Here is a 21,666-nt window from a genome sequence, read left to right as displayed (position 1 = left end):
TTCAATGAGTATTTCTTCACGGTATATTTTTTTAGCGAATTTAATTTTTTTAGATAAGACTGTGGGGGCGATTTCGCCGCCCGTCAAGCAAAGAGCCCCATAGAAATGGGGCCCGTACTTAACTTAACTGTTATTTTAACGCCAATAAGAAAACTAGTAAACGTTGGTTTGCGGTGTAAAGCTTGCCCAACCAGTTAACCAATTCGTTGTACCAAATGCACCACGATAAGCTACCGCTGTAAAGAATGCATCAGCACCTGTAAAGCTAGCACCAGTTAATGCTGGTGAACCCGTCATTGGTAAATAGTTAGGAGCATCTACGTTAAATGGAGCAGTCAACATAATATCTGCTGCATTTGCATAAGTAATGCCACCGTTCGCTTCTGCCTTGGTTTTCACCTGAGCAGCAGTAATTACACCACCCGCTGCGGCATCTACTTTATATGGATCTAATAAAGCATGCACTAAGTTGTTTTTGAATTCTGATGTATCGGTATTGAAAGCAGCACCTGTTGCAGCTGATTCCATAGAGAATCCCGCCTTAGGCCAACCCATAATGATTGAGTTACGAACAGAGAAACGGGTAGCTCTTCTCCATCTGTTACCAAAGTTTTCATTCGCCTGTGTATTGGGTGCACCATTAGAACCAATCCAGGTAAAGTTGCTTAACTGTGGACGAGTGTAAGGCAATGCAGCCGTACCTGAACCATCGTTGTCTGATTCTACACCGTTACCTGCATCGGTATCGCCAATTTCTGGACGACGGTGCGCAACTGCAAACTGGATTTTTCCTGAGAATCCAAAATCAAAATCATAATCGTCATCTGATGTTGCATAAGACACCAAATTCTTTGCATTTACGGTACCACCGAAAAACTCATACGCATCATCGTTTCCGTAAGACACCTGGATGTATTCAAGTGTAGTTCCGGAACCAACACCCCCCAGTGTTAGTCCATTAATTTCGCTTCCAGGCTCTGCCGCGATTCCTGCGAATTCAATACGTACATAACGCATTGTTCCTGAGTTATCGTTTGCTGTGGTACCGCCATATCTTCTATCAACTCCACCTTCAATTAATGGAGCTGGTGATAAAGGTCTGTTTGTTGGTGCATTACCTAATAAGATTACGCCACCCCAGTCTCCGCGCAATCTTGATCCTGCTGCCTTACCTGAAGTAAATACAATAGGATTGCTTGCTGTTCCGTTGGCTTCAATCTTTGCTCCTCTTTCAATAATTAAGGCGCCTTTCTGAGAGATATCACTCTTTAAGATTGTTCCAGCTGGAATAGTTAAAGTTGCTCCCTGCTGAAAGTATACATAGCCCTGAATGGTATAGGTACCACCAGTTAAAGTAATGCTTCTTTCGTAAGAACCTTTTAAGATTCTGGTTGTGTTGGGATCGTCTGCATTGGCACCGGTTCCGGTGTTGGCAATGGGATCTTCAAAGTTTACTTTCACGCAAGAAGTTGCGGTTAGCGCTAAGGCTCCTGCGATAAAAATTTGAGTAAGCTTTTTCATTGGTTTTGTTTTATGCGTTTGAATTTTTAATTCTCAATGTTTAATTCTGCTGCCAGTTATTTTATTCTCAGTTCGAAATTTTATCTCTTAAAATTGATATCGTAGCTAAAGGATACGGTTACGGTTGTTCCTGGTCTGTATGCATAGTTGATTCTATCTCCTGCTGCATAGCTGTACCCAGGCTTATTGTCTGCGTTATCGTAGAAAGCAAATTTGTTGTTGAACACATCAGATACTGTCACTTTGATTTCCCCTGCATTGTTCATTACTTTCTTAGAAACTTGCAGATCTAATAAGTTTCTGCTCTTCTCGTAGATATCGTAGAAACCAGCACCATCAGGATCTCCTACCAACGACAATCTTGGTCCTTGTCTGTTGTATAAGATAGAAGCGTTGAATCCTTTTTCTGTATTGGTGTACTGGAATCCTGCATTGATTAAGTAAGGAGACTGACCAAACAATGGTCTGTTCTGTGTGGTTTCTTTACCACTTGCTTGTGTTGAGTTCAACTTCACCGTTGATTTTAGAACGGTTGCATTACCAATGAAAGTGAAATCTTTCAATTTGTCACTTACAAAGTCCATTCCTTTTCTGATTTCTACTTCAGCTCCTACTAGGGTTGCGGAAGCTGCATTGGTATAGCTGAACAACCAACGGTCTGCGTTACTTCCACCGTCCATTCTTAATTCGATAGGATCAGTGAATTTCTTGGTAAACACACCTACTGAAATCATTTCACCAGACTTAGGATAGTATTCGTAACGGATATCTGCGTTGAAGATTTTAGTTCTTCTTAAAGATGTTTCTCCACCAATACCCCAGATGCTTTCATAATCGAAGAACTGGAATGGTGCAATCTCACGGAACTCAGGACGGGCAACCGTTTGAGATACAGCAAAACGGATTTGGTGCTGGTTGTTGAAACTATTGGTAATATTCAAAGAAGGTAAGAAATCCCATTTCTGTGTATTTACTCTTACTCTATTCAAAGCCAGGTCACGGCTGCTTAAGAATTGTTCAAAGAATTCTGCTCTCGCACCCCAGATCACGCGTAAACTATTGGTCAATTTATTATCGAACATTAAGTATCCGCTATTCAATGCAGAGATACCAAAGTAACGGTCTGTGTTCTGTGTTTGCTCTTCTAGCAATAAACCATTTGCATTGATATTGCTTGTTTGGAACATTTTGTCGAAAGGCAATTCCAAATTGCTATTGTTACCTACGGGTCTGTATCTAAATACGCGGGCATTGAAATCACGGAAACGTAATAATGTAGAGCCTCCTAATTTCATCGTCTGCTTTAATCCCCCCATATTAAATGGAACAACCAATGTACCATTCAAGCCAGTTGAATAATCTTTTAATTCAGAGAAGAATCTTCTGGTATCATCATCATCTAAAGTATAAGCACCAGTGGTTGCACCCAGGTTACGGGTATACTGAGCTGTTCTGAAATCAGGCTGTGATTTGCTATTGAAAGAACCGTTGGCATTCCAGATAAATTTGATGCCGCGGCTTTGGCTTAACAAATGCTCTCCTTCAATTTGGCTGCTGATTAATAAACGCTGGTTTAAGAAATTAGAACGCAAAGACACATTCTGTAAACGACCAATATTCTCTACATTTCTATTTAAATAGTTCTCTTCGTAAACCTGATTCAGAATATTTCTGAAAGAGATTTTAGTAGCACCCTTCATATAAGTGAAGTTGGCCATAACACCCAAGTTGGTTGAATAACGATTCTGAATTTCAGAACCGGTGAAAATAGGTGTTCTTACTTTTTCGAAACGACCTCTTTCTACATCATCATAAATGATAGAAGCATTTCTGTAGTATACTGAAACAATTGAACCCAACTTAGCTTCGTTTTTGAAAGTCTTTGTATTAGACCAAGCTAAGTTTACTGTGCGGATAGGCGCTGCTGTGTTTACTTTTTCGCCGTATGCATTGCCATTGAAGTCTTTGCTGATAGAAATTTTTTCGTTGTCAGTTAAGCCTCTGTAAGTTACTGTATTCGGCATGCTGGAAGGCAAACTTCTGCCACCACCATCAAAACCTAACCAGGCAGTGTTGCTGCGCTGATTGCCAGTGAAGCTCTTGAAAGTACTTTGAGAGTTGTATCCCAAAGAAACAGTTACGTTTAATTGATTCTTAGTAGGGATATCGCGGGTGTTAACCTGCACCAATCCACCAGCAAATTCACCTGGTAAATCAGGGGTAGCCGTTTTATTGATAATGATATTATCAATCATGGCTGCTGGAATGATATCGAAAGAGAATGCTTTTTTATCTGGCTCTGAACTTGGCATTAAGGCATTGTTCAATAAAGCCTGGTTGTAACGATCGCTTAATCCACGAACCACTACGAATTTATTATCTTGAATAGAAGCACCACTCACACGCTTTAATACGTCTGATGTATTTCTATCGGGTGTTCTTCTGATGAAGTCTGCTGCCAATCCACTTGACATGGCTGTGTTTGTCTTTTGAAACACAATCATGGCGTTAGAACTTTCTTTACGGGCAGAGGAACGAACCACTACTTCTGTGGTGGTGGTTTTTAAATCTAATACTACGTTTAAATCATTGGCTTCAATGCCTTCTTTTGCTTCGATTCCTTCTAAAATTTTGGTTTGATACCCTACACGTGAAAAAGTCAGGGTATACTTTCCTGGCTTTACCGAAATGCTGAAACGTCCTTCTACATCGGCTGCTACGGTTCTGCTGGTAGGACCTTCTAATTTGATAGAGGTTCCAGATAAGGTTTCATTTGTGGCGGAGATTACTTTACCGTTGATTTTAGCCTGTGAAAACACTGTTGTAACTAAAACAGTGAAGAAAAAGGTAAAAAATAATCTGATTGCCGGGGGTTGTTGCATCACTTGAATATTTTATGATGCAAAATTACCAGCGCTGTGTTACCTCAATGTTACGCCATTGTTACGCAATTGTTACGGCATTGTTACCAAATTGTTACCTCCTTGGATTTTGCGGCGGATGATTAGGAAGGGAACGGTTTTCATATTATATAGGCCGCGGGTGCGAAAATCGGGGTTGGCATGGTCGCCAATGATGAGGATGCGGTCGAAGGGGGCGGCAGAGGCTCCTGGTTGTGGGGTGCTGTTGCGTCTCGCGGTGGGTGCTGTGCCGTCGCCTGTGGGACCCGCTTCCGCGAGCCGCTTAAACGTATGATTGATAATAGAGGCAATCCGATAAAACTGATCGTATGCCTGTTGGTTTTCTTTAAAGCTTTTAAAAAGTTCGCGCTTTACCTTATAATAGTATTTACCGTCAATATTGTTCTTTACATCAAACCGAAAAGGGGTATGCGTATTGATGGTGAGGGCATAGGCAAAAACCTTTTCATAGCGTTTGCTCTCGTTGAGTATGCTATCGATTAAATTTTCGTCGAAAACCGCTTTATAGGTATTCTCTTTGTTATCTGGATAATGCTTGCTGAGTTCTTCGTAATAAAATCGGCTTTTAAAGCCCAATGCTCTTCTGAATCCTTCGGCATTACTGGAATTACTGCCATATTGTTTGGATGCGGTGAATCCTGCAATAGTATGATAGCCGTTCTGGTTTTTGTATTCCGTAATATTATGTGTAGGCTTTACCCCATGCTCCAGAAAAGCCCGATAAGATTCCTCATCGTTCATGTTCAACATTTCGCGTCCCTCCGCAGAACTGGTATTGCCGTGGAAACAAGTGCGGCCGAATTCTACCGTGTAATTTTGCGTAAGCTTTGGCCCGTGTTGTTTAAATAACGTCTTGATATGATTAATGAGTTTCTCCTGCTCGCGGGGTTCTGCCAGTTCGCCCCAACTTTCCATCAATACTAAAAAATCCTTTTTTGCATTGGTATCATAAAGGTATTGCATGGTGGGAGCAAGACTGGCTGAGATTCCGTCAGTTGCCGTATCACAGGCATAGGGGGTGATGGAAGTTTTCCCTTTGCTGAATTTGGCGTAATCTTTTTGTATTTGTGCAATATTGTTGCTGCCTATATAAGTGATGATGAGCTTGCGCCAATAAATCCAAGAGTCCTGTTGGCTGGTTTCTTCATTAGAATTATTGATACTATTTTTATCATGTATAGCATGCTTTGAAAGAATAGTTATTGCTGGTGTTGCGAATTCGCAAATGATCAATAGACCTGCAAAAACAGGAACCACTCCCACAAATCGCCCCATGCTTTTCATCAGCTTTACCTGAAGCCAAACGATGCCAGTAATAACGACAGTTACAATCAACAAGTAAACAAATGCAATGATAAAATTGCCTGGACTCAAAAAGATATAGTTCATCCGTGCATAAAAGTTGAACATATTAAAGAAGAACAACTGTGGCACGAGTACAATTGCATAAATAGCCAAGGAAATATATTGCAGAATATAGAACCACCGATAGTTGCTGGTGAATAACAACAACCCACAGTTGATAATAAAAATAAAACTGAGGTTGATCGTGATTTCTGGATTACCTAATATCAATTGTGGCGCCTGTTCAATAATGATTTGAATGGCTACCAGAACGATTAATTTGAAAATAGCAGTTAGGAGTTGCAAGTTTTTTTGTTTTTATTTATGAATCGCTTGAAAGTATTTCCATCAAACGGAAGTTGATATAATAGGTTGTTCTCCCGATTTTTTGTGGTCTAACAATATCAGCATCTGAAAGTTTCTTTAACCAAGTAGAAGCTGTTTGTCTATGTGCAATTTCTTTTTTTACTAATAAATCAATTTTTAAGTATGGCAAGGTAAACATCAATTGAAGTAAATCATAACTAAAAGATGTTCCTAAAACTTCCTTTAGTTGCTTTTCATAATTACTTTTTAATGATAGCATTGCCTTCATTTTTTTTGCAGTGAGCTGTGTAGTCTCTATCAAAGCTGTTAGCATATACATAACCCAATCCTGCCAGTTTTCCTTTTCTGTAATCGATCTTAATAGTTGATAGTACTCAGTTTTGTGCTTTACGATATATGAACTCAAATAAAGCACAGGCTGTATTAATAAGCCCTGTTGAACAAGGTATAACGCATTTAAGATTCTACCAGCTCTTCCATTACCATCTGGAAATGGATGTATGGACTCAAACTGATACTGAATAAAAGCCATTTTAATGAGTGGATCAAAAGAGGAAAATTCAGGATCATTTATGAACTGTTCTAAAGCACTTAATTTTTCCCTTATTACATCTTCACAACAAGGTGGAGTATAAACTACTTCGCCATTAATGGCATTTTTTAATGAAGTGCCTGGCACATTTCTTATTCCAGCATTATTTTGTTTTATGGTTTGGACAATCTCTACCATGGTATTAGTCAACAATAGATTTTGTTGATCTTGCAATCTTTTCATACCAACATACAATGCTTCTTTATAATTTAATACCTCTTTTGCTCCAAGATTATTTGTATCGTCTTCCGTTGCTGCCTTATATAATTCATCTTGTGTAGTAACAATATTTTCAATAGCAGAACTATCTTTACTTTCTTGTAAAACAATTGTATTGATTAAAATTTGAGGATCAGGCAATGATATGCAGAGTCCATTTAATTCCCCTAAATAACGGGCTGCTTTTGCAAGCTGTTTTAAAATTTCAGGCGATTCAATAAAACCCGGTGGAGGTAAATTGGGCAATTCATTGTAAGGCGTATTTCTATCAAAAGCCATGATGACGATTTTTGGCAAATTTTTCATCATCAAATAAACTTGATGACAGTTAAATCAACATGAAAAAAAATTCATGTCGAAATTATGTGTTTTTTTCGACATATGTTGAATTTTCACTAGTGAATCGTTCATAGAAACCCGATGAAGATCTACGATGTTTTAGTTGCTTATTAACCACATCTAATCTTTTTTGTAGAAAATTACAGGACTTAGAACTACTCACAAGAAAAGCAATGTCTCTCCAATAGCATCCCTCAGCTTTGGCTTAACTTTTGTTTCAGTAGCAAAGTCTTTCCAGGAAGCAACCGTATCTTTTATTTGATTCAAAATAGATTCCGCCTTCTTAATATTCATATTATTTGCAACAGCTAAAAGGTCGTCTTTAACAATATTATTTCGCTTCCCATTTATACTTAGAGCATGTTGGCTTACCCATGTACTTCCAGGTCTATAGGCATGACAAATATCAAAAGCAGGAGCTAGAGACCAATTGCCTTCTCTATTCATAATAAAAGCAAAATTCTTAGTATGATCATCACAGTTTCGAGCCATTACATTAAAAGCCATTCTTCGAAACAATTGTTCTGCCGCTGGATAAGGCAGGCGTAAGCTACGCATTGTTTGAAAAAGCTGTTCGTAACTAAAACTATTTACTTCATTAAAATCAAAATGATTCAGTGCGCAAAAGCTTTGCACATGTAATTTTTGATTATTTTTTTCTCGATCAAATCGCTTCGTCATAAAATGTGCACGTCCATTTTCTTCAAATAGCCTACAATCCATCATTTGAATACCCGCTTGTTTGGCCATCAAATGATAGGCCATTTCAACTCTTCCATACCCATTTGAAACGCCAATTTCTGCATCAGTTACACCATCAAATTTTATAAGCCAATGTTCAAAACCTTTTGACACATCTGCTTGACCCGATTTCACTTCACCTGTTTTTTCATTAAATGCAATCACCGCTTTAGCCCTAGCACCTCCAGCAGATGTTCCAATCTTCAATATATCACTTAAAGCCTTGGCATCCTCATTGGATAGTTTTGCTTTGTATTGTTGCTTTTTAGAAAGTATAGCTTGCGCAATGTCAATCAACTGACTGATCTCAATTCTAGTAGACTTGTCAAATGCTCCAGCTATAACAGGCTCAAATTCCAATGCACCCATACCCCTTTTTCCAATAAAACAAAGTAATTCAACTGGATTCATGCTATCTACAGGTCTACCATTTTGTGTAAGCCATGTATTGATTAATTCGTTCCCATATTTATCTGGTAAAACATCTGCCAATAAACCTGGTAATCCTTTAAAAGTATTATTTCGAATTAATTCGGGGAAAGAAAATATTCTACCACGAGCGATACTAGTAGACATTTTTATTGGCGATAAGTCCCAAGGGGTATTTAGAAAGCTCGGCTCAAACTCAAAAAAAGCTAACCCTTTTTGAGCATCCCAAGAAATGGCTCCTACTGTGCTGTCCCAAATTTTTATAAATGCATTTGTAATCATTACCAATCCGATTTCGGCTTTTTTGAAATGGATTTAGGTATTGTTCTTGCACGTCTTCTTTTTCTCATCTCTTGTTTTGCCAATAATAATGGACTAATCAAAGGCTTTTGTTGAAAACTGGCAAAAAGGTGTAGTTGTTCTAATGACCGTAAGACCTGAATAAAACTGAGCATAGTAGACCCATTACCATTTTCAATTTGTACAATGGTAGAGCGATTAACACCCGCTAAATCGGCTAACTGTTGCTGTGTTTTATTCTGCTCGAGTCGAGTCCTTTTCACAAAGTCTCCTAATTCAGCTAAGATGGCCTTATCGCTAAATTCATGCAATGCTATGTTGTTTTTTTCCATCATTATTAACAAATATAGTACTTTATGATGGATTTATTCAACATTTTAAAGCATATTTTTCCTATTGAAACTCACTCCACAAACCCCTTCTGTGTAGCAATGGTTCCCAAAGGACGTACAATGGTGATGTAATAAGGACCTTTTAGCGCATCTACCTTTACACCATGTCGTTGACCGGGTTTCAGCGTAGGCAATGGATGGGCTTTTGTTGCTAAATAATTATCAGGCGCAGAAGAAATATACAATTGATAGCCACTCACAGTATGTTGTGGCAACCCCATACTTCCATACAAAGTGATATTCAATTTTCCTTTTTCACCCCCTGCCACATGTTGTATTTCGATTGGAGTAGATTGTTCACGCAAAACTTTCATAGAAGGCTTGGGATTCCCATACATATCATAGACCCCATGAATTCTTCTTCTGAATTTACCTATATCCGTTGTGCCGGGATAATGGGTTCTGTAATCCGTTAAATCAAAGTAAATGGCGCCTTCCACATAAGGCTTGCTTTCATAAATCGCCATATGATAAATCAAGTCTTCTACTCTTCGTTCATCACCTCCCTTAAAATTAGGTTCACACAATCCAAACTCTGAAATAAAAAATGGCTTAGTAGGATAACTCATATGCACACTATCTAAGTAAAGATGAATCTTGCCTGTAGGTATACTCCACCAACTACCACCGTATTCATTCATCATCAAGTAGTCTCCCTCTGCTGCTGCATCCGGAACAAAATTGGGATCGTTACTATAACCATGCGTTAACGTGTTGCTCACATAAGCAGTATGTCTGCTAGGATCGAGTACTCTGGAACGTTTCATGAGTGCACTGATAAAGGGTTTCATATCTGCATCACGCGCTCTTAATTCGTTACCCGCTCCCCAGGAAAATATACTAACATGATTGTATAAGTTAGCCGTCATATCTTCCAACTGCTTCATGGCTATTTGCTGAACCGCTTCACTGGCTGGGGTTTCAGGACCCCAAAGGGGAACTTCCTGTTGCACCAAAATACCATTGCGATCGCAGTAATCATAAAACAATTCGTCCTGCTGAAAATGTTGTCTCGTGAAAATAGCATTCACCTCTTTCATCAATCGGCAGTTGGCTAAAATAACGGAATCTGTTTCTGCAAAACCATAATCAGGATTGGAGCCTGCTGTCCACTCTACCCCCATTAATTTCACGCGCTCTCCATTCAAATATGTTTGACCATTGATAAATGCAAGACTCTTAAATCCAACAGTAGTGCCAATCACATCAATCATTTCCTTTTCAGTCGTTACGAAAACGCCCACAAAATAAAGATGTGGAAAATCAAAATGCCATGGGTTTACCTTCGGTATTTGAACCGTAGCGTAGGCAATTTCTCCCTCCCATTCGGGGGTTAATAATGCAGTTGTCAACTGCTTTTTCGCTAATTCATATACCGTTAGATTCGGCTGATGGGTTAATCGTTTATATTGATCAATATCTGGGGCTATTTGAATATTCAGCTTCAACTGATTTTTTATACCTGTATATTTTTTATCGAGTATGGCTTTGTTAAAAGGCAGCCGAATTTTCACCGTTGCGGAAGAGTCTTTATGCAAAGTGGGCGTTACCCAAATTTGCTGAGGTGCAACAGGGTGTGTAACAACCATATTCACTTTGCGAATCAATCCCCCATCATTCGGCCAATCAAATGAACTGCCATAGGGCACTTTGTTTTTTCCATAATCGTTATTGACAGCTACGGTTAACAGATTCTTTTCTCCTGTTTTAATCAGCTTGCTAATATCTACTTTGAATTTATTGAACCCATCGCCAATATGTTCCGCAATTTTACTGCCATTCAAATAGATAAAGGCAGTATGATTCACTGCCCCAAACTCAAGCACCACTTGCTTATTTTTATATTGCGCAGGTATATCCAACATGCGTTGGTACCATGCCCATCCATAATGGGTTTGGTTGCTGTCTTCTATATTCCAGGTATGGGGGATTTGAACCTCTCGAGAGTTGGTTAACGCGCCTGCATACCAAGCCGTTTTTACTCCCTCTGATTGCTTATCGGTTTTAAATTGCCAGTTTGTATTAAGTGCTATAGTATCGCGTTGGGCGAATAAACTTTTGGGTTGCATGAAAAAAGCAAATACAAATACAGAAAGAAGTAAATACCTTCCTAGAAATCTAGTGTTTTGAAAAATAAGTCTATTGAAATCTCTATTTAAGTACTTTTTAATCATAGGATCGTATTCAATTTGTAAATAATGTAAAATATCCCTCAGCTAACCGCTTATTCCACCGGAACAAACGTGAACATATACTTCGCAGGATTTTGCCAATCCTTGACTTTTAACTGATCAATGGGAATTTTGATGCGCACTTTGTTCCATCCCTTTTGCAAATCAATCATAGTGGGTGTACGATATTCAAATCCTTCGTCACTTAACGGAATTTCTGCGTTCCCTTTTTGTCCACCTCTTTTCCAAATGGGGGGCGCAATCGTTTGATTGTTCACCCAAACACTGGGTTTATTCGCACTCCATTCACCCATCGGATGAGCATCCGTTGCTGGGGAACGCGATAAATTATTAAACCCAATCCAGAAAGGCTTGGTGCCATTTTCGTCACTCCAAATTTCCGTTTGCGCATACCAAGTAGTATTCGGTTGAATAGAATCAATGGCGCCTTTAATCAAGGGGGCCCACCAGTGACGCAATACAACAGTTCCGCCCGTCACGGTCTTGATGTATTTTTCATTGGCATCATAAAGCTGCCATTCCAAATGGCTTTGACGCTGATAAGGGAAAGCCGTTTTGATTGTGGCTCCGTTGATAGGAGTAAAATATTGTTTTTTGTGACTTAGCAATCGCTCTTCAAACTCTGCAAATGCTTTAGCATCTCCATCGCTGATATTCGCAATCCATCCGGCTTGTCCTCCCCCTCTCCAACTTCTCTCTGCAAAAGCCATCATGGCTGGATACACAGGATTCATTTGCAATACATCTTCCTGCTTCTCTACTGCTCTGTCGTGCCAAGTGCAAATAATGGCTCCGAGTGCATTTTGATCCCCATGGTCTTTATTGGCCAGCTGTCTGTTAAAAATAGTGGTTACTGATTCTAGTGGATCCATATGATTCAAATACAAATGCCGGGAATCGATATACTGTATGTTTTTATCATTGGTAATCTTACCCAAATCGTCCATCCATAGTTGTCGGATGGTGCTGTCTAAAAAGTTTCCGCCGGGTTGCCAGCCAATCACTTTTTTCCCAAGGCTTTGAATATATCGGGTGACTTCCGGAATAAAATTGGGATTCGTTATTTTTACTTCGTCCGCTCCAATATGGATATAGGGTACATCGTAAGTAGTACAAAATTCTTTGAGAATATTTTTTACAATCACCAAGCCAGAATCGCTCTGCATATCGGTTTTCATAGCACGCTTAAAAGCCGCACTATGCCCTGGCATATCTATTTCAGGAACAAATAAAATATTGCGAGCCTTGCAAAACGCAATCAGTTCTTTGATTTCAGTCTCTGTATAGTACATGCCTTTGTTGCGTAGCATATGTTCAGGAGCAGTCAATTGAGGATACTGCTTAATGGCGATTCTCCAGGCAATATCTTCCGTAGCATGAAAATGGAATACATTCAACTTGAATTTTGCCATGATATCAATTTGCTGCTTTAGCAAATCCATCGACAAATAATTTCTACCCACATCAATCATATAACCTCTCCAGGCAAAAGCGGGTGCATCTTGAATCTCCACTGCATCAATGGTTTGGCCATTACGTGCCAATTGCTGTAAGGTTTGTAGGGCATTGAAGACGCCGTGTTGTGTTGCCGCTTTAATGAGGATTTTTTCGGGAGTTACTTTTAATGAGTAAGCTTCATTTTTGTTCTCCCTCTTTGTGTCGTTCCATTCTATCTGTACTTGTTCGGCCAAAGTTTTGCCAGCTATCAAAGAATAATAACCTTGCTTCCATTCTACTTTTGTAGGCATAGGAATCAAAGCAGGCTTCTCTGTTAAGTCAAATACTTTCGGATAAATTAAATGTCGCCACAACTGATATCCCGCACCCACCAAATGCAACCCATCATTGGTATACTTTGGATCTAAATACCCTTGTGCATTTACGAATGAACTATGCAAATCGATAAATGCAAAACAATGCATTGCAGCAGAAGCTTTTAGCATAGCATTGACTTGGAGTATTTCTTTTACTTTACTTACTTGCCCTGCAAATTTTCCGAAGCTGGGATTTACAGGAAGTATACTTTCAATATATACTTTGGTGGCAGGGCTTTCTTGCTTTAGATAATCATGGATCAGCAAAATATTTTTGACCACAGAATCAGGCGATACACTTCTACCCAAATCGTTAATGCCAATCATTAAAAATACTTTGGCAGGTTTTCTATCCGTAATTTCTTTCAACCGATGAATAATCCCCGCTGTTATGTCACCACTGATACCTCTGTTTTTTATTCTAATATCATTGAACAATTCTGACCACTCTGAGCCGTCGTTGATGCTATTGCCTAAGAAAATAATGTCGCGCTGAGAAGCAGGTTGCGACTCTGTTGTATTAAACTTGCTAACCGATGTAATCGGCAAAGATCTAAACAAACTTGCGCGCTGATGATAATAAGTATTGAAAATAGAATCGGGATAAGTGGGCAAAACCACTTGTGCATTTTCTACGCTTATTTTAAATGTGGAAGCAGGAAGTAGTTCACTGTTTGCCAAATTACCATCGCTATACGATTTCCATCCATAATAAATGTAGTCAGGCTTGGATGAAACTGGAATATGAATCCTTTGCTGCTGAATAGTGGCAGCTATGGGATGAATACCATCCAAAGAAAATCCGCGAAGCGATTGCGCTTCAGCGTTTGCGTTGCATTTAAAATCGTCAGGTAGAGCCGCTTGTAATCCCTTTCCCGTATACTGGAAATATACAATCACTTCCCCATTTTCATACACCGCTTTTGTAGGCAGTGGCCCCGATGGTAAAATATCTTGACCATAGGTTTTATGCAAAGCCCATCTGGCCAATCGTTCTCCCACCCATTTTTTATTGGTAGGATGTACATTGTCTTTGAAACCAATATCGCTACAAACTGCCATTCCCGAAAAAGGAATGAGCGATAAAATCTTTCTTTGTTCCTCTCTAAATGAACCCCAAAAATGCCCCTTGTATTTGGCCGTATCAATAGAAGACAATTGAACATAATAATAAGGTAGCTTTGGTTGATTCCATTTCTTTCGATAATCGTTGACCATCAGTTTCGATAGGGCTGCATACTCTTGTACCCTTTCAATTTCCTGCGCGTTGCTCTCTCCCTGATAATTAATAATGCCCTTGATAGGAAATGGGAACAAGGGTTCAATACCTGCTTCATAAGCTTGTCCTGGTTTAAAAGGATGATGGGTTCCTGTTTTTAAATTTTGATTACCTCTTTCTTTTACCCAAACAGGTAACGCAGGATTTGTAAGCCATGGCTCTTCAGCTTTGGCTGCAAAAGCTGCATCGGCTTGTAAGGCTTTTATACCGATAAATGTTTCCAAAGGAGCACCTGCAATGGACAAATTGATCAAGCCAATCGGGATCTTGGTTTTTTCAACAATTTCCTTTCCGTAATAATAAGCCACCGCACTCATGTTTTTGAAATGATTGCTATCGCTTGATTCCCATTGGGTATTGGCATAAAATGTCTTAGGATTTAGCATCTTCAAAACGCTATCCGAAAAATATTGATTGAATATATTTTTACCCGCATAACTGGGATTACAAAAACGTAACAAGGGTTGCTCAGCCCTTTCTTTGGCTTCCGTGTAAAACATTTCGCGTTGCATGGGCCACTCCATATTGCTTTGCCCAATACATACCCAGATATCGCCAATAAGAATATTTTGAAATTGAATATGATTTTTACCCGAAGTGATTTTTAGTGCATGGGGAGTATTACTGGCTGGTAATGCAGGCAGGTAGACTGACCAACTGCTGTCTGCTTTTACTATCGTAGTTTTTGCTGAGACAATGGCAGGTTGGGAGTTTATTTTGGTTGACTTATTGCTGGCACTTTTTAATAAGTAGATCTGAACCTTTGTCCCTGGTAAACCCTTACCCCATATATGAATGGGCTGGTCTCGCTGCAACACCATATTATTGGTGAAAATTCGGTTGAGGCTCAGCTGCGTGTTGGCCGAAGAGGATTTCGCAGCCGAAGACTGCGCAACAGCCGATGAAGCAACTACTATAACAGCCATCAGCAAAATCGCTAGCCTCCTCACGACAAATACGATTTAAGTATTTGCATGCAATACCATTCTTGTCTCGGTAAATGAAAAGGCCCCTTGTATAAATTTCCTTTTGCTGTTTGCGCAATGGTTCCATCACGATGCAGATAGCCAAACCACTCACCATGCTGCATATCCAGAAAATGGGAATACGCATAATCCTGAACCTGCTTATGCCAGAGGGCATATTTTTCTTTGCCCGTCATCTGGTATGCTAGTAAAGTAGCAATAATCACTTCGTTATGTGGCCACCAAAATTTCATGTCTTGCCAATACTCTTGTACAGGCTTATTATAAACATCTCTAAAATAAAGGATGCCACCCTGCTCTTTGTCCCAGCCTCGCTCCCACATATAGTCCAACATTCTGCATCCCAGATTAATTAGATGCGGATCATTGTTTCTATGCTTGGCTTCATGCAAAATAAACCAGGCACCTTCCATAGCATGGCCAGGATTCAAAGTGCGTCCATCAATATGATCAATAATTGAACCGTCTGGTGCCACTTGTTCCATTACGCATTGAATATCGTCTTTTACAAAATAAGTTTCTATTTCATAGATCCATTGGCTGATCCATTCATCACAAGGAGCATGCCCAATGGTTTCCCGTAACTGTTGCGCTGTATTCATCATGATCATGGGTACCCCAATTCCTTTGCTAGGTCTGGTTCCTGTAAATTTTGCAGGCAACAGTCCGGGCGTAGTGGCATACTGGATACATTTGTCGAACACCCTTCTGGCATTAAAAGCAGCTTGTTCATCGCCAGAAGCTTTGGCATAAGCGGCAGCTGCAATCACATAGAAAGTTTCAGAAAAAAAATATCTTCTTTTGCGAATGGGCTTTCCATCACGGGTCACATGAAAGAACATTTGTCCATCGCTGTCAAAACAATAGTTGTTTAAAAAATCATAGCCTAGCTTAGCACCTGCCAACCACTCTGGCCTTTGTTCTACTGTATTGTATAAGGTTGAGAGCATCCAGGTAGCGCGCCCCTGAATCCAAACTGCCTTATCATCGTCTATTAAAGAACCGTCTGCATCCCTCATCAAAAGGTATCCACCATATTCCTCATCAAAAGATTTGGGAAACCAAAAAGGAATTGTGCTATTCAGTAATTGGTTTTTATAAAAGGAAGCGAGTTCTGTTAGCTCTTTGATAGAATACGACATATATAATTAAGTGATTTGGAATGTTTTTAATAAAGTATAACTTCAATTTTTATTACCCTACGATTTTCCCTACTTGATAATAGACGCCACAGGAACTTTTACAAAATACAAGTCCCGTGTTCCTTCGTAGAGAATACCAATTGTTTCTGCATCTATTTGTGTTAAAGAAGAATATCCATAACAGTTTCTTTCATCTATCAACAACTGATTGGCAGGCAACCAAGTTTGTCCTAAATCTAAACTCGCTTTAATGGTAATATCGTAACGACCATTGGTAGTATTGGGATTGCTGAAGAACAATACTTCTTTCATCACCCCTTTCACTTTCACTTGTGCTTTGATAATACTACCCATGCAAACGGGATCTTGCAATGCATTGTAAGAAGTAGCATGTTCTGTCCAAGTTGCGCCCATATTACTAGTAGTGGCAACACTTCTGAATGAACCCCGATTATCACGCATATTCAGCATTAAAGTACCAGGAGTAGTTTCTACCACCTGACTTTCAGTTGTATTGGATTTAGGTCCGTTCAAATTTCCTACCCAACTAGCGCCATGATCATTGCTATAAATAATAGTGGAATAAGGCTTCTTTACGTCGTCCCAATACTGTGCGGCAAAAACCAACTTCCCATCTTTCATTGCAATACCCGATCCTGGACCATTGAAAAACAAATGCCATTTGGGATTTTTAATTTGAGGGGTAATCGTGTAAGGTGTAGACCAAGTTAGTCCATCGTCGTCACTGCTTACTAAAACAAATTGTCCAGTGGTATCGGGGGATATACCAGGTAATGATCCTGCAATGGAACGATTGCCCTTACTCCACAATGCGGCTACCCATATTTTTTTAGTGATGGGATCAAAAAGTATGGCGGGATCACCCACGCCGTTGTTTTCATGCGGCGCTCCCATATCCATAATCACTTTCATGGGCTGCCAAGTTTTTCCACTGTCGGTGGATCTACTCAACCCAACATCTATATTGCCAGGCAAATCCGCGCTGTTTTTGTAACGGATATCGTACACAGACAACAAAGTTCCTTTATCCGTTGCAACCATACCGGGAATACGGTAGGTATGTACCCCATCCTCATTGGCTTTGCGAACTGCACTCCCTTTTTGTTTTGCATAAGGACCTGCAGGTTCAGCAATAGTAATGGCTTTACCATTCGAAGTCCATAATTTTTTTGCGCGAACTTCTATGAGTCCATCAATGGATGCGCTTGATTTTAACTGTACACTTACCCAAACAAAATAAGCACCCGCATTGAGTTTCAAACTAAGGGGCACATCAAATTGAGCAGTAGTGGGCTGGAAACTGGTTAATAATTGCTGTGTATTAAATGGCTCTGCACCGGTTAAATAGAATTGCAATTTTTCTACATCCGAAATAGCAGCTCCATTTAGTGTCATGCTAATCTTTTGAAAATCTTGTGCAGTTTGATCTGCTGGAATAAAAATACCCACTCTTAATACCGCATTTTGTTCTAAACCTTTTAATACGGGAATAGCTGGTGCATAAGCAATAGCTTTTACTTCACCCGGTGCTGCAATGGATTTTTTGGAACAACCAACTTGCAACAAAAACATTAAAGCCATTCCAATGATGGAGATTTTTTTCATATAGCCAGTTTAATCGATTGAATTTTTCGGCCGCAAAACGGTCAATTGTAAAGCCAACGCAAACACAATTACTACAGACATAAATGCAAAATCCTTTCCTAAACTTCCTGCATCAGTTGACTTACCTAACATATTTGTAATGAATGCGCCGGCAAATACGCCTGTCATATTCATGAGTCCATAAGCAGTAGCTCTGTACTTTGCTTCTACAAACTGACAGAGAATCGGCATATTGTTCGCATCAAACATTCCATAGCCAAAGCCAAAAAAGAAAACGGCTCCTACCATATGAAACATACTATCGCCAAAACCAATTAATAATAATGCAGGAATAGTTAATGATAACCCAATAGCACTGGTATAGATACGACCACGGATATTTTTTTGCACCCATTTATCTGAAAGTATACCACCGAGTATAACACCCAAAAAGGAAGAAGCCGCAATCGTAATGGTAGATAGTGGCCCAGCCAATGACATTTCAATATGTAAGTTTTGTGAAAACAAAGTGGGCAACCAATTCTTCACACCCCAACCCGGCAAACTAGGAACGGCAAAATAAAATAAGATGACCCAGAAAGAAATATTGGAAAGTAAGACTGTTAAACTTTTGAAGACAGATGCAAGTGCAGAGAATTTAATTTTTGAGGATGGGCTAGGATGCGTTACTGTTGAGGCAACCGCTGCCGCTAGGTCCGTACTGCCAACTGTAGGCTTCTCTCGCAAAAATAAAATCAATACCACAGAATAGACGATTCCAATCAACCCAAAACTGGTAAATGCCGATTGCCAGGAATAGCTTGCGGCAATTGTTGCGCCAAATCCACCCAACGCTTGTCCCATATACAAACCCGTCATATGAATACCAATAGCCAAGGAACGCGTTTTGTTATCGTGGTAATCGGCTATTAAGGAAAGAGCAGCTGGTATATACAAAGCTTCACTAATACCCATGCCTGCTCTTAACCAATACAATTGATCAAAGGTGGTAGCATATCCCATCGTAAATGTGATGGCACTCCACACAAATAAACTTCCGACAATAATTTTTTTTCGATTGACCCTATCGGCTATGATACCAGAAACAGGACTCATGCATCCATAGATCCACAAAAAAACTGCCATGAGATTTCCGAAATGAGTGGCGCTATTCAGAGCCTCAATATCGGCCTGCATAGCGGGTTTCATGGTACTCAGCATCTGCCTGTCCATATAATTGAGTAGCGCTACTACCCATAGTAACGCTACTACCACCCAAGGATATTTTTTAGAAGCTATCATGGATGCGGGGGATGGAAATTGATTTGTAATATATATGGTGATCTTACGCCTGCTTTAATTTCTCCACTAGGGATATAGACAGCGGATTTCCAAATAAAAGCAGAAGTGGTTACCGGTGTATCCTGTGTAAGCTTACCGATTGCTGTCCACTGATTGGTATTGGCAGCGTACATTAGAATCTCTCTACTGAAGCCTGGATGGCTTTCCTGCAAATTGTTTTTTTGTTGAATCAGTGCTTGTTTTTTTATTGAATCCGTTTCGTTGGCAATGGCAACTAAATATTTTTCTACTTGATTAAATACAACGCCCTTATCGCCGCCAAATAAAATGAGTTGGTCTTGATTCCACCAAACACCTGTTCCTGCACTCAATGCGTAGGGCATATCAGCCAATTGTTCCCAAGTATTCTCTTTAATATTATACCTATACAGCGATTGACTAAATAAACTGATTCCACTGGCTTGTTTTTTTCTCCCCCCCATTACATACAAAGCAGCATTTTCTTCATGTGCAATGCTTGTTAGCACCGTATGAGAAAGCGGTTTCGGCATTTTACCTACTACTTGCCAACCCTTACTAAGTTGATTGTTATCTAGAACATAAATAATATCACTGGTTGTTGTTGCTGTTTCACCACCCATTAGATAGATTCGGTTGTTTACACAAACAGCACTTGCATTGGTAAGAGGAATGGGTAAAGCAGGATAGGATTTGTATACTATTTTTTTATTTGCAGGCTCCCATTGTAATAACCTCGTTTTATCACTAATCCCATTTGCATTTTCTCCTCCAATCACTAAAAGTCCCTTCTCTGTATTACAAATGGCAGCATACGCAATCGGTTCTGGCAATTGCTGGTCTTGCGCAATTAATTCAAGTGGAAATTGCGTTTCCGAATGGCCGTCTTTTATAGGATAGGATATATGTTGTTGATTTTCTTCTTTGTGAATCCGCTGATAAATAAAAATCTTGTCATGATATATTTTACTTCCTCCCTTCCATGGCATTCCATTAGGGAAATTTGCACCCCCTGCTACAATTAAATGATTTTGTAGCAAGCCCGTTACAGGACCTGCAACACCCATCGAAGGAAGGGTTGCAGCTATGGAAGTTTCTACTGCTTGTGTATGAGGGGTCTGTGCAATCAAGGGTTGCGCAATTAATGATAGAATAAAAAGAAATACAAGATTGTGCATAATGCAGGGTTTGTTTTCACCTATTTTGCAACAGCCTACCTTGCTACAGCTGGCTTTTTTGAACAGTAACTGTCAAAAGACAAGTTAGCAACCTCTTGCTTAAATTGTTCAAAAGCTACTGCATCCATATTCTTCACAGGTAGCCTGAATCCACCGCAGTCTAACCCAATCAATTTCATATACGCTTTTCCCGTTGCAATGCCACCATACTTTCCGAGTAAGCGTATCATATCAATGGACTGTTGTTGCAATGCCTGTGCCTTTAACAAATCACCCGCTTCAAATGCCTCCATCAATTGATGATACAAGGGGGCTGCATAATTATATGTACTTCCAATAGAAGCTTTGGTTCCAATGGCCAATGCGGGTAACATATTTTCATCTCTGCCCCAAACCATATCGTACTTCCCATTCTTAAAATGCAAACAAGATAAAAAATCCATAAAATCTTCATGGGTATATTTCACTCCTGCAAAGTTGGGAATCAATCCATCTATTGCTTGTAATAAATCGTACATAGGAAAGCCTACGCCAGTTAACACCGGTATATGATAATAATAGAAAGGCATATCTGGAACTACTGCTGCAATTTCCTTACAGCAAGCTGCCAGCATCTGCACATTGGCAGGTTTAAAATAAGAAGGTGCAGTAAATGATACTGCGTCTAATCCAATTTCTTGGGCATGCTTTGCCAACTCTTTTGCATCTGCTATGCAGGTTCCTCCTAACAAAGGCATTACTGAAAAAGCAGGGTCATTTTTACTGCAAGCTGCCCAGGCTTCTGCAACTGCTTTCTTTTCCTGTAATGTAAGCGAAACCCCTTCGCCAGTTGAGCCGCAGATAAAAGCACCGGTAACCCCATTGGCTTTTAGTAAAGCATAATAATCGGGAATCAATTCAAGATGAATGCTGCCATCGGCATGCATTGGGGTAAAAGGAGCGGCAATTAATCCTTGCAAATGGGTAAATTCCATAACAAAAATTTAAAAGATAAATGCAGGGGGTATTGCTACCCCCTGGTTTTC

At 39.7% G+C, this 21,666-nt stretch carries 13 protein-coding genes; all 13 read right to left on the bottom strand.

Annotation, left to right across the window (positions count from 1 at the left end; translation table 11 throughout):
• Positions 1-153: 153 nt before the first annotated feature.
• Positions 154-1,521: a hypothetical protein gene (locus TEGAF0_RS12740; RefSeq protein WP_264898783.1), complete on the bottom strand. Its 1,368-nt coding sequence runs from the start codon at positions 1,519-1,521 to the stop codon at positions 154-156.
• 80 nt (positions 1,522-1,601) lie between these two features.
• Entirely contained in the window at positions 1,602-4,403 is a 2,802-nt protein-coding gene (locus TEGAF0_RS12735) for an outer membrane beta-barrel protein (RefSeq protein WP_264898782.1), read from the bottom strand.
• A gap of 72 nt (positions 4,404-4,475) precedes the next feature.
• Positions 4,476-6,092: an LTA synthase family protein gene (locus TEGAF0_RS12730; protein WP_264898781.1), complete on the bottom strand. Its 1,617-nt coding sequence runs from the start codon at positions 6,090-6,092 to the stop codon at positions 4,476-4,478.
• 16 nt (positions 6,093-6,108) lie between these two features.
• On the bottom strand, positions 6,109-7,203 hold the full coding sequence (locus tag TEGAF0_RS12725) for a Fic family protein (protein WP_264898780.1): 1,095 nt from the start codon (positions 7,201-7,203) through the stop codon (positions 6,109-6,111).
• A 219-nt stretch (positions 7,204-7,422) separates the two neighbouring features.
• Positions 7,423-8,715, bottom strand: a complete 1,293-nt coding sequence (locus TEGAF0_RS12720; RefSeq protein ID WP_264898779.1) for a type II toxin-antitoxin system HipA family toxin — start codon at positions 8,713-8,715, stop codon at positions 7,423-7,425.
• A complete protein-coding gene (locus tag TEGAF0_RS12715; protein ID WP_264898777.1) occupies positions 8,715-9,068 on the bottom strand; it encodes a helix-turn-helix transcriptional regulator in 354 nt (117 codons plus the stop codon). The genes TEGAF0_RS12720 and TEGAF0_RS12715 overlap by 1 nt, the downstream gene beginning before the upstream one ends.
• 68 nt (positions 9,069-9,136) lie before the next feature.
• The gene (locus tag TEGAF0_RS12710; protein ID WP_264898774.1) at positions 9,137-11,194 is read right to left on the bottom strand and encodes a glycoside hydrolase family 2 protein; all 2,058 of its coding nucleotides are present in this window, start codon (positions 11,192-11,194) and stop codon (positions 9,137-9,139) included.
• A 155-nt stretch (positions 11,195-11,349) separates the two neighbouring features.
• The gene (locus tag TEGAF0_RS12705) at positions 11,350-15,360 is read right to left on the bottom strand and encodes a family 20 glycosylhydrolase (RefSeq protein WP_264898772.1); all 4,011 of its coding nucleotides are present in this window, start codon (positions 15,358-15,360) and stop codon (positions 11,350-11,352) included.
• Complete coding sequence (locus tag TEGAF0_RS12700) at positions 15,357-16,538, bottom strand: AGE family epimerase/isomerase (protein ID WP_264898770.1); 1,182 nt, start codon at positions 16,536-16,538, stop codon at positions 15,357-15,359. Before TEGAF0_RS12700 ends, TEGAF0_RS12705 begins: the two co-directional genes overlap by 4 nt.
• Positions 16,539-16,607: 69 nt before the next feature.
• Entirely contained in the window at positions 16,608-18,164 is a 1,557-nt protein-coding gene (locus TEGAF0_RS12695; RefSeq protein ID WP_264898769.1) for a sialidase family protein, read from the bottom strand.
• Between the two features lie 9 nt (positions 18,165-18,173).
• Positions 18,174-19,445: an MFS transporter gene (locus tag TEGAF0_RS12690; RefSeq protein WP_264898767.1), complete on the bottom strand. Its 1,272-nt coding sequence runs from the start codon at positions 19,443-19,445 to the stop codon at positions 18,174-18,176.
• Complete coding sequence (locus TEGAF0_RS12685) at positions 19,442-20,641, bottom strand: Kelch repeat-containing protein (protein ID WP_264898765.1); 1,200 nt, start codon at positions 20,639-20,641, stop codon at positions 19,442-19,444. The genes TEGAF0_RS12690 and TEGAF0_RS12685 overlap by 4 nt, the downstream gene beginning before the upstream one ends.
• A gap of 35 nt (positions 20,642-20,676) precedes the next feature.
• Positions 20,677-21,615, bottom strand: a complete 939-nt coding sequence (locus tag TEGAF0_RS12680; RefSeq protein WP_264898763.1) for a dihydrodipicolinate synthase family protein — start codon at positions 21,613-21,615, stop codon at positions 20,677-20,679.
• Between the last annotated feature and the right edge of the window lie 51 nt (positions 21,616-21,666).

The sequence above is a fragment of the Sediminibacterium sp. TEGAF015 genome (assembly GCF_025997995.1).
GTDB lineage: Bacteria > Bacteroidota > Bacteroidia > Chitinophagales > Chitinophagaceae > Sediminibacterium.
The sequence above is the reverse complement of the archived record's forward strand: the minus strand, read 5'-3'. Positions and strand labels throughout refer to the sequence as shown.

Bases quoted from the DNA above. Each gene is read 5' to 3' on its own strand.
- TEGAF0_RS12740 (WP_264898783.1), bottom strand. From the start codon at position 1,521: ATGAAAAAGCTTACTCAAATTTTTATCGCAGGAGCCTTAGCGCTAACC.
- TEGAF0_RS12735 (WP_264898782.1), bottom strand. From the start codon at position 4,403: ATGCAACAACCCCCGGCAATCAGATTATTTTTTACCTTTTTCTTCACT.
- TEGAF0_RS12725 (WP_264898780.1), bottom strand. From the start codon at position 7,203: ATGGCTTTTGATAGAAATACGCCTTACAATGAATTGCCCAATTTACCT.
- TEGAF0_RS12720 (WP_264898779.1), bottom strand. From the start codon at position 8,715: ATGATTACAAATGCATTTATAAAAATTTGGGACAGCACAGTAGGAGCC.
- TEGAF0_RS12715 (WP_264898777.1), bottom strand. From the start codon at position 9,068: ATGATGGAAAAAAACAACATAGCATTGCATGAATTTAGCGATAAGGCC.
- TEGAF0_RS12710 (WP_264898774.1), bottom strand. From the start codon at position 11,194: ATGCAACCCAAAAGTTTATTCGCCCAACGCGATACTATAGCACTTAAT.
- TEGAF0_RS12700 (WP_264898770.1), bottom strand. From the start codon at position 16,538: ATGTCGTATTCTATCAAAGAGCTAACAGAACTCGCTTCCTTTTATAAA.
- TEGAF0_RS12695 (WP_264898769.1), bottom strand. From the start codon at position 18,164: ATGAAAAAAATCTCCATCATTGGAATGGCTTTAATGTTTTTGTTGCAA.
- TEGAF0_RS12690 (WP_264898767.1), bottom strand. From the start codon at position 19,445: ATGATAGCTTCTAAAAAATATCCTTGGGTGGTAGTAGCGTTACTATGG.
- TEGAF0_RS12685 (WP_264898765.1), bottom strand. From the start codon at position 20,641: ATGCACAATCTTGTATTTCTTTTTATTCTATCATTAATTGCGCAACCC.
- TEGAF0_RS12680 (WP_264898763.1), bottom strand. From the start codon at position 21,615: ATGGAATTTACCCATTTGCAAGGATTAATTGCCGCTCCTTTTACCCCA.